The organism is Actinocorallia libanotica, from assembly GCF_039525175.1.
Classification (GTDB): domain Bacteria; phylum Actinomycetota; class Actinomycetes; order Streptosporangiales; family Streptosporangiaceae; genus Actinocorallia; species Actinocorallia libanotica.
Window position 1 is genome coordinate 1 of the sequence record NZ_BAAAHH010000052.1, and the last position, 12,172, is coordinate 12,172.

Here is a 12,172-nt window from a genome sequence, read left to right on the forward strand (position 1 = left end):
GCGCCTCCGGCCGCACCGCCTGCACCGCCTGCGGCCCCCGCGCCGCAGGCCGCCGCCCAGCAGGCGCCCGCCACGCAGGCCGCCACGGCCGAGCGCGAGGGCGCCTACGTGACGCCGCTGGTCCGCAAGATGGCCGGCGAGCTGGGCGTCGACCTGTCCACGGTGAAGGGCACCGGTGTCGGTGGCCGCATCCGCAAGCAGGACGTCCAGGACGCCGCCAAGGCCAAGGCCGCCGCCGCTCCGGCCGCCGCGCCCGCGCAGGCCCCCGCCGCTCCGGCGGCCCCGGCTCCGGTCTCGGCCGCGTCCGCCGCCCTGCGCGGCAAGACCGAGAAGATGAGCCGGCTGCGCCAGACCATCGCCCGGCGCATGGTGGACTCCCTCCAGGTCTCCGCCCAGCTCACCACGGTCGTCGAGGTGGACGTCACCAAGATCGCCCGGCTGCGGGACCGCGCCAAGGCCGACTTCCAGGCCCGCGAGGGCGTCAAGCTGACGTTCATGCCGTTCTTCGCCCTCGCCTCCATCGAGGCGCTGAAGGCGCACCCGAATGTCAACGCGGTCATCGACAGCGAGAACAACGAGGTCACCTACCACGAGGCCGAGCACCTGGGCATCGCGGTGGACACCGACCGCGGCCTGCTGGTCCCCGTGGTCAAGGACGCTGGTGAGCTCAACCTCGCCGGGCTCGCCCGCAAGGTCGCCGACCTGGCCGAGCGCACCCGCTCCAACAAGGTCGGCCCCGACGAGCTCGGCGGCGGCACCTTCACCATCACCAACACCGGCAGCCGCGGCGCGCTGTTCGACACGCCGATCATCAACCAGCCCCAGGTCGCCATCCTGGGCACCGGTGCGGTCGTCAAGCGCCCCGTCGTGGTCAACGACCCGGGCCTGGGCGAGGTCATCGCCATCCGGTCCATGGTCTACCTGGCTCTGACCTACGACCACCGCCTGGTGGACGGCGCCGACGCCGCCCGCTTCCTCACCACGGTCAAGAACCGCCTTGAGGAAGGCCACTTCGAGTCCGAGCTCGGCCTCTGAGCAAGGAGTCCCCGTAGGCTGGGGGCGTGCGAGCGATCATCTCGGGCGCCTCTGGCCTGATCGGTGAAGCCCTCGTCGCGCGACTGTGCGGCGAGGGCTTCGACGTCCTCCGGCTGGTGCGCCGTGCCCCTTCCCGTCCCGACGAGGCCTTCTGGGACCCCGCCGCCGGCGAGATCGACCGCGCCGCGCTGGAGGGCGCGGACGCGGTCGTGCACCTGGCGGGCGCGGGCGTCGGCGACAGGCCGTGGACCGAGTCCTACAAGCGGCTGATCCGCGACAGCAGGGTCCGGGGCACGCGGCTGCTGGCCGAGACCCTGGCCGGGCTGAAGTCGCCGCCGTCCGTCCTCGTCAGCGGCTCCGCGATCGGCTTCTACGGGGACACCGGGGCTGCGGAGACCACCGAGTCCGCGCCGAAGGGCGCCGGCTTCCTGGCGGACCTGACCGCCGACTGGGAGGCGGCCTCCGCGCCGGCCGCCGCGGCCGGGATCCGGGTGGTCCTTCCCCGGACCGGCATCGTCCTGTCCCGCCGGGGCGGGATCCTCGGCAGGACGCTTCCCCTGTTCCGGCTGGGCGCGGGCGGCAGGCTCGGCGACGGCCGCCAGTGGACGAGCTGGATCAGCCTGCGGGACGAGGTCGGCGCCCTGCGCCACCTCATCGGCTCCGACCTGTCCGGGCCGGTGAACCTCACCGCCCCTTCCCCGGTCACCAACGCCGAGTACACCCGGGAGCTGGCCCGCGTCCTGCGCCGTCCGGCGGTCCTGCCCGTGCCGGCGCCCCTACTGAGGCTCGTCCTGCGCGATTTCGCTGACGAGGGCCCCCTCGTCAGCCAGCGCGTCCTGCCCGTCCGGCTGCTGGAGTCGGGGTTCTCCTTCGCCGATCCGGACCTCCCCGCGGCGCTGAAAGCCGCCCTGGAAGCGTGAAAGCCGCCCCCGGCCGGGGAGGGCCGGGGGCGGCGTACCGAGGCGCCGTTCACATGGTCAGGCCTGCGACCGCTCGGCGTACTCGTCGCGCAGGACGCGCTTGAGCAGCTTGCCCGTGGGGTGGCGGGGCAGCTCCTCGCGGAAGTCGACGCTCTTCGGGCACTTGTAGTGGGCGAGGTTGTCGCGGCAGTGGGCGATGAGCTCGGCGGCCAGCTCCTCGCCCGCGTCGGCCATCGACATGGGCTGGACGACGGCCTTGACCTGCTCGCCCATCTCCGGGTCGGGGACGCCGAAGACCGCGACGTCGGCGACCTTGGGGTGCACGGCCAGGAGGTTCTCGGCCTCCTGCGGGTAGATGTTGACGCCGCCGCTGATGATCATGTGGGACTGGCGGTCGGTGAGGTAGAGGAAGCCGTCGGCGTCGACGTGGCCGATGTCGCCGAGGGTGGTCCAGCCGCGGCCCTTCGGGTCGCGCGAGGACTCGGTCTTCGCCGGGTCGCCGTGGTAGACGAACTCCGGGCCCTTGTCGAAGTACAGGACGCCGGTCTCTCCGGCGGGCAGCTCCTCGCCCGCCTCGTCCAGCACGTGGATCTCGCCCAGCACGGGCTTGCCGACGGTGCCGGGGTGGGCCAGCCAGTCCTCGCTGTTGACGTACATGAAGCAGTTGCCCTCGGTGCCCGCGTAGTACTCGTGGACGACCGGCCCCCACCACTCGATCATCTGCTGCTTGACCGGGATCGGGCAGGGCGCCGCGGCGTGCACGGCGTACTTCAGGCTGGAGACGTCGTAGGCGGCGCGGACCTCCGCGGGGAGCTTGAGCAGCCGGATGAACATCGTCGGCACCCACTGGCTGTGGGTCACCCGGTGCTCCTGGATGAGCGACAGAGCCTTCTCGGCGTCGAACTTCTCCATGACGATGACGGTGGCCCCGAAGCGCTGGAACGTCATCGTGTAGCGCAGGGGGGCGGCGTGGTAGAGCGGGGCGGGCGAGAGGTAGACGGAGTGCTCGTCCGGCGCGAAGAGGAACTGGATGAGGTGGAACAGCACTCCCGGCGTGCCGAACGGGTTGAAGTCGTTGGCCGGCTTGATGCCCTTGGGCCGCCCGGTGGTGCCCGAGGAGTAGAGCATGTCCATGCCCTCGACCTGCTTCTCCAGCGGGGCGGCCGGGGCGGCGGCCACGGCCTCCTCGTAGGAGGAGAACCCCTCGGCGGCGCCGTCCAGCATGAGCTTCAGGACGAGCCGCTCGTTGCCCTCGGTGATCTGCCCCGCGACGCCGGCCAGGGAGGCGGCGGTGACGAACGCCCTGGCCTCGCAGTTGCCGACGATGTAGCCGGCCTCGTCGGCGGTGAGCCGGGTGCTGATGGCGGTGTAGTACAGGCCGGAGCGCTGGGCGGCCCAGGCGACGGCGAAGAACTCCCACCGGTTCTCGAGCATGAACGCGATGTGCTCGCCGGGACGCAGCCCCGCCTCGTGGAAGACCTGGGCGAGGCGGTTGGACGCCTCGTCGAGCTCCCGGTAGGTGACGGTCCGGCCGGAGCCCGACATGATCACGGCCGGCTTCTCCGGGAACCGCTCGGCCATCGTCCCAAGATCCATAGCGCTACCTCGACGTTGAAGCGATGTTACGTTTTCCGCATTGTGTTACATCCTGCGACCGCAGGGAAGAGGAAAACCGAATTTGATTCGGCAAGGGAGCGCAGGTGCTGGACGAGATCACCAGGGAGGGGTCTCCCGAACACGACCCGACGACGGCCCGCATCCTGCGGGCCCCTCTCGAGGAGTTCCTGGACAAGGGGATCCGCCGCGCCAAGCTGGAGGAGATAGCCCGCCGCGCCGGCGTCTCCCGCGTCACCATCCACCGCCGCTACCCCGGCAAGCAGAACCTGGTGACCGCCGTCCTCATCGAGGAGGCCCGCGACCTCTACGCCCGCGGCCGCGTCATCGCCCGCGCCGAGCCGACCCTCCCCGACAAGATCGCCGCGGCCTTCGTCTTCATCATCGGCTACGCCCGCCGCAGCCGCCTGTCCCGCCTCCTGCGCGCCGACCCCGGCCCCTTCCTCCCCTCCTTCACCACCCACGGCGAGCCCCTCATCGTCCTCCTCCGCGCCTACTACCTGGAACTCATGCGCGACGCCGGCGTCCACCACGCCGCCATGGAGGTCTCCGCCGACATCCTGGCCCGCACCGTCGTCTCCTACTGCCTCTCCCCCAGCGCCGTCGTCGACCTCGCCGACCCCGCCACCGCCGCCGCCTTCGCCCGCCACCACCTCACCCCCATCCTCCAGACGGGCCCCTGACCGCCCGAGGCCCCGGCCGCGCTTCCGCACCCCGGCCACACCCCGGCCCTCCCCCACGCGGAACGGCGAAAGGCCGCTGGCCATCTTTTTACGCGGAAACGGAGAGGAAGGCGGTAGACCCGGCAGGGGCCCGGGGGGATCCGAAGGAGGAACCATGGACACGTCCCTGCTCTCCGGCATCGACGCCATCGCCGCTCGCGGAAAGGCCGTGGTCGCGGCGGACGACGGCACCGTCGTCGCGCTGGTGAAGGCAGTGATCGAAAGCGGGGGTTCCGCCTCGTTCTACCTGACCCGCGCCCAGGCCGACGCGGTCAAGGAGTGGTACTGGACGCCCGAGCGCGTCGCGTCCACGGGGCTGGCGGAGGTGCCCGACGAGGAGATCGCGCGGATCAGGGAGGAGCTGGGCATCGAACGCCTCACCGGTTTCCGCTTCGCCCCCTGCCCTGCGGATGCGGTCACCGCTACGGGGCCTTGGACTTCCTCCGGCAGGGGGTCCGCGAACACGGACCGGACGTGGTCAAGGCGATCTTCGCGCTGGAGAACTCCAAGCTCTTCCAGGTCAACCCGTCGTTCACCCCCCGCTGCCCCGCCTGCGAGGAGGTGATCCCCCGGTCCGGGGACGACGGGATCACCTATGAGAGCCCCGACTACGGCGGATGCTCCTGCTGCGCCACCGTCTGACAGGTCCGAGAGAAACCGGCCGGCCGCGGAACCTGCTCCGCGGCCGGCCGGTTTCCGGTCACACGTCGAAGTACAGCTCGAACTCGTGGGGGTGCGGGCGGAGGCGGATGGGGTCGAGTTCGTTCTCGCGCTTGTAGGCGACCCAGGTGTCGATGAGGTCCTCGGTGAAGACGCCGCCTTCGAGGAGGAAGGCGTGGTCGGCTTCGAGGGCCTGGAGGACGGCCTCCAGGGAGCCGGGGACCTGCGGGATGTTGCGGGCCTCCTCGGGGGGGAGCTCGTAGAGGTCCTTGTCGACGGGCTCGATCGGCTCGATCTTGTTCTTGATGCCGTCGAGGCCGGCCATGAGCATCGCCGAGAAGGCCAGGTAGGGGTTGCAGGACGGGTCCGGGACGCGGAACTCGATGCGCTTGGCCTTGGGGTTGGTGCCGGTGATCGGGATGCGGATGCAGGCGCTGCGGTTGCGCTGGCTGTAGACCAGGTTCACCGGCGCCTCGTAGCCGGGGACCAGGCGGTGGTAGCTGTTGACCGTCGGGTTGGTGAAGGCCAGCAGGGCCGGGGCGTGCTTGAGCAGGCCGCCGATGTAGAAGCGCGCCATGTCGGACAGGCCGGCGTAGCCGACCTCGTCGTAGAACAGCGGGCTGCCGTCCTTCCACAGCGACTGGTGGCAGTGCATGCCCGAGCCGTTGTCACCGAAGATCGGCTTGGGCATGAACGTGACGGCCTTGCCGTGGTCGCGCGCCACGTTCTTCACCACGTACTTGTAGAGCATCAGCTGGTCGGCCGAGTGCAGCAGCGTGGAGAAGCGGATGTCGATCTCGGACTGGCCGGCGGTGCCCACCTCGTGGTGCTGCATCTCGACCTCGATGCCCACCTGCATCAGCTGCCTGGCCATCTCCGAGCGCAGGTCGGTGTAGTGGTCCATCGGGGGCACCGGGAAGTAGCCGCCCTTGTAGGGGGGCTTGGCGCCCAGGTTGCCGCCCTCCTCCTTGCGGCCGGTGTTCCAGGCGCCCTCGATGGAGTCCAGGAAGTAGAAGCCCTCGTTGGCGGCGGTCTTGAAGCGGACGTCGTCGAAGATGTAGAACTCCGCCTCGGGGCCGAAGAAGGCGGTGTCGGCGATGCCGGTGCCGATCAGGTAGTCCTGCGCCTTCTTGGCGATGTTGCGCGGGTCGCGGCTGTAGGGCTCGCCGGTCAGCGGGTCGTGCACGAAGAAGGTGAGGTTCAGGGTCTTGTGCTGGCGGAACGGGTCGACGACCGCGGTCGTCGGGTCCGGCAGCAGCAGCATGTCCGACTCGTGGATCTCCTGGAAGCCGCGGATCGAGGAGCCGTCGAACATCAGCCCGTCGCTGAAGACGTTCTCGCCGAAGTTCGAGGCGGGGAAGGTGAAGTGCTGCACGGTGCCGGGCAGGTCGACGAACCGCACGTCGACGAACTCCACACCTTCGTCACGGATATAGGACAGGACTTCCTCGGCGCTGTTGAACATCCGGCCTCCCTGGGGCGCTACCAACGATCATGACTTTAGATCGGCGTCGTATCCAGCTCGTTTCCCGTGTGTTGCGGCGCTGTAACCGTAATCTCCGTCCCACCTTGCCGGACCTGGGGCGGGACGGCCCTTCCGGCGGCTGCCGGTACGTTTGAGGGGTGAGCGGTAACGAGAACAAGGCCCGCTGGACCGGGACGTGGTTGAGCGGGGCCCGGGCGGCGGGAGCCGACCTGGGGTATCCGGGCGAGCAGCTCGGGCTGCCCCGCAGGGGCCGGGGTTCGGCCGGCAGCTACGCGCGGCGCCTGGTGGCGCTGATGGTCGACTGGCTCCTGTGCACGCTGATCTCCGGCGGCCTGGCCAACGCCTTCGACTGGTCGGACCAGACCAAGAACCTGATGACCCTGGTGATCTTCGGCCTGCAGGCCTGGCTGCTGGTGGCCTTCGCCGGCACCACGCTGGGCAAGCTCGTCGCGGGGCTGCACGTGGTGCGGCGCGACGGCGGGCCGGTCGGCCCGGTGTGGGCGCTCGCCCGCATGGTGCTGCTGGTGCTGGTGGTGCCCGCCCTCCTGTGGGACCGCGACCACCGCGGCCTGCACGACCGGGCCGCCGACACGATCGTCATCGAGAGCCGCTGACGCGCCCACGGCGAAGAAGCCCGCGGAGGCGTCCTCCGCGGGCTTCTTCGTCATCACCGTGCCTGTCGGCCACGGGCTCCGTCAGCGGGAGCGGGGCCGGGGCGCCTTGGGCATCCGGACGTTGCGCGGCATCGGCCCGCCCGGCATGCCGGGCTTGGCGGGCAGCGCGCGCATCCGGTCGTTCAGGTCGTTGAGCTGCGCCTTGTTGAGGTTGCGCGGCAGCTTCATCAGCTTGCCCTGCAGCTTGGCCAGCGGCACCTGGCCCTCCTCCTCGCCGACCTGGAAGTCGTAGATCGGCACCGAGGCGGCGAGCCGCGAGATCTTCTTCTTCTCCGCGCCGAGCAGCCCGGCCACCCGCGAGGAGGGGCCCTCGGAGACCAGGATGATGCCGGGCCTGCCGACCACCCGGTGCACCACGTCCATGTTGCGGTTGCCCGCCACGGCCGGGGTCACCACCCAGTTGCCCCGCATGGTGTCCAGCACCCCGTAGGCGGCGCCGATCTGGCCCTCCATCAGCTTGTACTGGGTCCGCTGGGCCATCTGCCCGAAGATCACCAGACCCACGATGATCGCCGCCATGATGCCCAGCGGGATCATGAACCAGAGGCTGCTGATGAAGAAGCCGAGCACCACGAACAGCGCCAGGGTGCCCAGCGCCGAGGCGAAGACGATCGGGAGCGCCTTCGGGTTGGACCGGTGGACCATCTGGGCCACCATGCGGATCTGCCGGAAGCGCCCGGGCTTGTCGTTCTCTGCCATACCACTCATTCTAGTGATCGGCGCGCGCCTCGACCGCCTGGCGGTACAGCCGCCCCGCGCGGTAGCTGGAGCGCACCAGCGGTCCGGACATGACGCCGGCGAAGCCGATCTCGCCGGCCTCCTCCTGCAGCTCGACGAACTCCTGCGGCTTCACCCAGCGCTCGACGGGGTGGTGGCGGGGGGTCGGGCGCAGGTACTGGGTGATGGTGATCAGCTCGCAGCCGGCCTCGTGCAGGTCGGTCAGCGCCTGGGAGATCTCCTCGCGGGTCTCGCCCATGCCCAGGATGAGGTTGGACTTGGTGACCAGCCCGGCCCGGCGGGCCTGGGTGATCACGTCCAGGGAGCGCTCGTAGCGGAAGGCCGGGCGGATGCGCTTGAAGATGCGCGGCACCGTCTCCAGGTTGTGCGCGAACACCTCGGGCGCGGCCTCGAAGACCTGGCCGAGCAGCTCGGGCTGCCCGTTGAAGTCCGGGGCCAGCAGCTCGACGCCGCAGCCGGGGACCCGCTCGTGGATCTGGCGCACCGTCTCGGCGTACAGCCAGGCGCCCTGGTCGGGGAGGTCGTCGCGGGCCACGCCGGTGACGGTGGCGTACTTCAGGCCCATCGTCGCCACGGAGTCGGCGACCCGGGCGGGCTCGCCGGTGTCGTACTCGGCGGGCTTGCCGGTGTCGATCTGGCAGAAGTCGCAGCGCCGCGTGCACTGGTCGCCGCCGATGAGGAAGGTGGCCTCGCGGTCCTCCCAGCACTCGAAGATGTTGGGGCAGCCGGCCTCCTGGCAGACGGTGTGCAGGCCCTCGCCCTTGACCAGCTCGGTGAGCTCCCGGTACTGGGGGCCCATCTTGAGCCTGGTCTTGATCCACGACGGTTTGCGTTCGATGGGGACTTCCGCGTTGCGCACTTCCAGCCGCAGCAGCTTCCGCCCCTCTGGGGCTACAGCACTCACATGGCTAGGGTACGTCCCAGACCGGCGTTCTTCATCCGCAGCGGAGGCAACCCCCGTGATCCTCTCCACCATGAACGACCTGCCCGGATACCGCGTGACCGAGGTGCTCGGCGATGTGTTCGGTCTCACCGTCCTGGTCCGCAGCGGCGCCTCCAGCCTGGAGGCGGGCCTGAAGACCCTGCTGGGCGGCGAGCCCCGCGGCATGACCAAGGAGCTGCACGACTTCCGCATGGAGGCGCGCAGCCGCCTGATCAGGGCCGCCGAGGACAAGGGCGCGGACGCCGTGCTGGCCGTCCGCTACGAGTCCAGCGACCTGCGCGATCTGGGGACGGAGATCTGCGCCTACGGGACCGCGGTACGTGTCCAGAAGGTGGACTGAGGGGCAGAAAGGTACAGTCTGTATAACAATCGGGTGGTCCATGCAGGCCGATTCCCGGTTTTGGCTCCCGCGCGCGGAGCGATCTCTCTAGGGTGACTCGCTGTTGCCAAACGAGTCGCACAGGAACAAATGAGAGGAACAGCCGTGGCGCTGGCCATGACCTATCTGAGGCTGCCGGTGGAGGGCGGTGCCGACCCGGGCCAGGTGGCGCGGCAGGTGTTCGGTTCTCCCGACTGGCGCAAGGCCCACCCCGGAAGGGTGCTCGACCTGGCCGGTAACTGGCAGGGGCTGCACTACCTGATCACCGGGGACCCCTGGGAGGGGCGCTCCCCCGAGGCCGACGTCGTCTGCGGCGGCCGCCTCCTCACCGAGGACGGCGCCGACGCGCTGGGGTTCGACATCATCTTCCTCTCCCAGGAGCGGGTGAAGATCGCCGCCGACCACCTGGCCCACACGCCCTTCCCCTCCCGCCGCTTCGACCTGGCCGCCATGGCCATGGCGGACGTCCAGGGCGTCTCCAGCTGGACCGACGCCGCCCGGGACAACCTGTTCAAGCCCAGCTACCACACGCTGGGCCGGTTCTTCTCGGACGCCGCCGCGCACGGCGAGAGCATCTTCAAGACGATGGGGTGAGCAGGCGCCTACGGCTGCGCGAGCGCGCGGTGCGCCGCCCCCTGCGCGTCCAGCCGCGCCGCGAGGTGCTTCTCCACCACGGGGAGCACCTCGCGGACCGCCACCGGACGGCCCAGCTCGCGGGTGAGCGAGGTGGAGGTCACGTCCTTGAGGCCGCAGGGCACGATCCTGTCGAACCAGGACAGGTCGCAGTCGCAGTTGATCTGCACCCCGTGCATGGTCACGCCCTGGGAGACGCGCAGCCCGACGGAGACCAGCTTGCGGTCCGGGTTCACCCCGTCGACCAGCCAGACGCCGCTGCGCCCCTCGACCCGCACCCCGGTGAGGCCGAACTCCGCCATGACGTCGATCATGGCCTCCTCCAGCAGCCGGACGAACGCCACCACGTCGATCGGATCGGGGAGCTTGACGATCGGGTAGAACGTCAGCTGCCCCGGACCGTGCCAGGTGATCTTCCCGCCGCGGTCGACGTCGATCACCGGCGCGCCCGGGTCGCCCAGGGGGCGGTCCAGCGGTTCGGTGCGCTTGCCCGCGGTGTAGACCGGCTCGTGCTCCAGCAGGATCACGGTGTCCTCGGTCTCGCCGGCGACCCTGTCGCGGTGGGTGCGCCGCTGCAGCTCCCACCCCTCCTCGTAGGGAACCGCCCGGTCGCCGAAGCCCGCATGTACGAAAATCACAGATCAGAGCCTACTTGAGCTGGCGCGGCTCGATGGGCGTCTCCTTGGCCCCGCCCGAGCCGTCCGCCTCGATCCGCCACGCCCGCGCGTCCGGCCGGTACGTCACCGCCTGGACGAACTCGGTCCCCACGTAGTGCAGCCCGACGCCCTCGTCGGCGGCGTAGCCTTCGGGCAGCTCGCCCGAGCCGATCGAGGCGTGCAGCAGCGGGCGCCGCTGCGGGTCGCTGTCGTAGTGCACGCCGCAGGAGTAGGGCAGCAGGCCCAGGCCGTCCCGCAGGGGGCGCAGCTCGGGCCCGAAGGAGTCGGTGTTGCCGCCGGAGTGCCAGCACAGCGCGCCGGCGCTCTGCCCGGCCAGCACCACGCCCGCCCGCCAGACCTCGGCGAAGACCTCGGCCAGGCCGTGCGCCCGCCACAGCGCCAGCAGGTTCACCACGCTGCCGCCGAAGACGTAGACGAGGTCCTGGGCGAGCAGGTGCCCGCGCACGTCCTCGATGTTGGGCATGGGGAACAGCGCCAGGTGGCTGACTTCGGCGTCCATCCGGCCGAAGGCGGCGTAGGCGGCGGCCAGCCGCTCGGCCGGCTCGCCGGTGGCGGTGGCCAGGAAGCAGACGCGGGGGCGGTCCTGCCCGGTGAGGTCGAAGGCGTAGCGCAGCAGCGGGCTGGGCTCCAGCCCGTGCCGGCCGTCGGGCAGGAAGCTCCCGCCGCCGATGGCGAGGATGTGCGGCTGTCCGTCGGTGCTCACATGCACTCCTTGGGATCGCTGAGTACCTTGCACAGTCACCGTACGACTACACACAGCCCCCGTTGGCGCTTTCCCCGATTCTGTGGATCGTGCGGCGCGCGTCCGGCCGGCGGCGGCACGCCGTACCGCGGTGGGCGGCCCCGACCCCGGCCCCGGCCCTGCCCCGGCCCCGACCGGAGGCGGGGTGGTCTACGCCGAAAGTCTGAGGCGAAGACCATCCGGCATGGTGATCTCATAAAGGAGAAATTCCGTCAAAGTTAATCCATGCTCCAGATCGCCACATCTCCCCCCAGGCTTCAGGGAGTCCCGGGCGCGGACGCCCGGCCGGAGGCTCCGGCGGTCCCGGCGGCCCGCACGCCCCCCGTCTGGCGCGAGCTCCTGCTCATCGCGCTCTTCTACGCCGCCTACATGGCGACGCGGATCATCATCGACGGCCCCGGCGGCCCCGGGGAGGCGTTCCGCAACGCCGCGCGGATCCTGGAGTGGGAACGGGCCGCGGGCCTGGACGTCGAGCTGGGCCTCAACCGGCTGCTGCTGGACCACGAGGGGCTGGCCACGGCCGCCAACCTCTTCTACCTGAGCGCCCACTTCGTGGTGACGATCGGCATCGTCGCCTGGCTCTACCGCGCCCGCCCCCGCCACTACGCGTGGCTGCGCACCGGCATCATGGCCGCCACCGGGCTGGCGCTGATCGGCTTCTGGCTCTACCCGCTGGCGCCGCCGCGCTTCCTGCCCGAGCAGGGCTTCGTCGACCCGGTCGTCTTCTTCGACACCCCGGGCCTGTACTCCTCGGGCGCCTCGACCGCGATGGCCAACCAGTACGCCGCGATGCCGTCGATGCACGCGGGCTGGGCGCTGTGGTGCGGCATCGCGCTGCTGCTGCTGGGCCGCTCCTGGTGGACGCGGCTGCTGGGCGTGCTCTACCCGGCGGCGACGGTGCTGGTGATCATGGCGACCGCCAACCACTACGTCCTGGACGCGGTGGCCG

General features: G+C 70.6%; 14 protein-coding genes and 1 pseudogene. 8 read left to right on the forward strand and 7 right to left on the reverse strand.

Features of this window, described 5'->3' with window-relative positions; all coding sequences use genetic code 11:
• Both sucB and ABD140_RS35895 read left to right on the forward strand, forming a co-directional pair.
• On the forward strand, nt 1–1,035 hold a 1,035-nt coding region (gene sucB / locus ABD140_RS35890; protein ID WP_344246733.1), incomplete at its 5' end, for a 2-oxoglutarate dehydrogenase, E2 component, dihydrolipoamide succinyltransferase.
• 26 nt (nt 1,036–1,061) lie between these two features.
• A complete protein-coding gene (locus tag ABD140_RS35895) occupies nt 1,062–1,955 on the forward strand; it encodes a TIGR01777 family oxidoreductase (protein ID WP_344246735.1) in 894 nt (297 codons plus the stop codon).
• Between the two features lie 57 nt (nt 1,956–2,012).
• On the opposite strand, the gene ABD140_RS35900 is transcribed toward ABD140_RS35895, so the two are convergent.
• On the reverse strand, nt 2,013–3,551 hold the full coding sequence (locus tag ABD140_RS35900; RefSeq protein ID WP_344246737.1) for an acyl-CoA synthetase: 1,539 nt from the start codon (nt 3,549–3,551) through the stop codon (nt 2,013–2,015).
• A 104-nt stretch (nt 3,552–3,655) separates the two neighbouring features.
• On the opposite strand from ABD140_RS35900, the gene ABD140_RS35905 reads away from it, so the two are divergent.
• Nucleotides 3,656–4,252, forward strand: a complete 597-nt coding sequence (locus ABD140_RS35905) for a TetR/AcrR family transcriptional regulator (protein ID WP_344246739.1) — start codon at nt 3,656–3,658, stop codon at nt 4,250–4,252.
• A 282-nt stretch (nt 4,253–4,534) separates the two neighbouring features.
• Here the strand turns inward: ABD140_RS35905 and ABD140_RS35910 are convergent, their stop codons facing one another.
• Nucleotides 4,535–4,660 (reverse strand): hypothetical protein, encoded by a 126-nt coding sequence (locus ABD140_RS35910; protein WP_344246741.1) that lies wholly within the window; start codon nt 4,658–4,660, stop codon nt 4,535–4,537.
• 105 nt (nt 4,661–4,765) lie between these two features.
• Here ABD140_RS35910 and ABD140_RS35915 point away from each other — a divergent pair, with 105 nt between their 5' ends.
• Nucleotides 4,766–4,933 carry a hypothetical protein gene (locus ABD140_RS35915; RefSeq protein WP_344246743.1) on the forward strand — a complete coding sequence of 56 codons (168 nt, stop codon included), beginning with the start codon at nt 4,766–4,768 and terminating at the stop codon, nt 4,931–4,933.
• A 58-nt stretch (nt 4,934–4,991) separates the two neighbouring features.
• Here ABD140_RS35915 and glnA read toward each other — a convergent pair whose 3' ends face one another.
• The gene (gene glnA / locus ABD140_RS35920) at nt 4,992–6,416 is read right to left on the reverse strand and encodes a type I glutamate--ammonia ligase (protein ID WP_344246745.1); all 1,425 of its coding nucleotides are present in this window, start codon (nt 6,414–6,416) and stop codon (nt 4,992–4,994) included.
• A gap of 158 nt (nt 6,417–6,574) precedes the next feature.
• Here glnA and ABD140_RS35925 point away from each other — a divergent pair, with 158 nt between their 5' ends.
• Nucleotides 6,575–7,051, forward strand: coding sequence for an RDD family protein (locus ABD140_RS35925; protein WP_344246747.1), 477 nt, complete (start codon nt 6,575–6,577; stop codon nt 7,049–7,051).
• Between the two features lie 81 nt (nt 7,052–7,132).
• Here the strand turns inward: ABD140_RS35925 and ABD140_RS35930 are convergent, their stop codons facing one another.
• Together ABD140_RS35930 and lipA are read right to left on the reverse strand one after the other, a co-directional pair.
• Nucleotides 7,133–7,810, reverse strand: coding sequence for a DUF4191 domain-containing protein (locus ABD140_RS35930; RefSeq protein WP_425544189.1), 678 nt, complete (start codon nt 7,808–7,810; stop codon nt 7,133–7,135).
• A 10-nt stretch (nt 7,811–7,820) separates the two neighbouring features.
• A complete protein-coding gene (gene lipA, locus ABD140_RS35935; protein ID WP_344246751.1) occupies nt 7,821–8,753 on the reverse strand; it encodes a lipoyl synthase in 933 nt (310 codons plus the stop codon).
• Between the two features lie 55 nt (nt 8,754–8,808).
• Between lipA and ABD140_RS35940 the strand changes: the two genes are divergently transcribed.
• Both ABD140_RS35940 and ABD140_RS35945 read left to right on the forward strand, forming a co-directional pair.
• Nucleotides 8,809–9,132: a YbjQ family protein gene (locus ABD140_RS35940; RefSeq protein ID WP_344246753.1), complete on the forward strand. Its 324-nt coding sequence runs from the start codon at nt 8,809–8,811 to the stop codon at nt 9,130–9,132.
• A 129-nt stretch (nt 9,133–9,261) separates the two neighbouring features.
• A complete protein-coding gene (locus tag ABD140_RS35945) occupies nt 9,262–9,765 on the forward strand; it encodes a DUF1877 family protein (protein ID WP_344246755.1) in 504 nt (167 codons plus the stop codon).
• An 8-nt stretch (nt 9,766–9,773) separates the two neighbouring features.
• Here the strand turns inward: ABD140_RS35945 and lipB are convergent, their stop codons facing one another.
• On the reverse strand, nt 9,774–10,442 hold the full coding sequence (gene lipB / locus ABD140_RS35950; protein WP_344246757.1) for a lipoyl(octanoyl) transferase LipB: 669 nt from the start codon (nt 10,440–10,442) through the stop codon (nt 9,774–9,776).
• Nucleotides 10,443–10,452: 10 nt separating this feature from the next.
• Complete coding sequence (locus ABD140_RS35955; RefSeq protein ID WP_344246759.1) at nt 10,453–11,184, reverse strand: Type 1 glutamine amidotransferase-like domain-containing protein; 732 nt, start codon at nt 11,182–11,184, stop codon at nt 10,453–10,455.
• Between the two features lie 408 nt (nt 11,185–11,592).
• Between ABD140_RS35955 and ABD140_RS35960 the strand changes: the two are divergent.
• A pseudogene (locus tag ABD140_RS35960) lies at nt 11,593–12,141 on the forward strand (phosphatase PAP2 family protein); the annotation flags it as partial.
• Nucleotides 12,142–12,172: the final 31 nt, after the last annotated feature.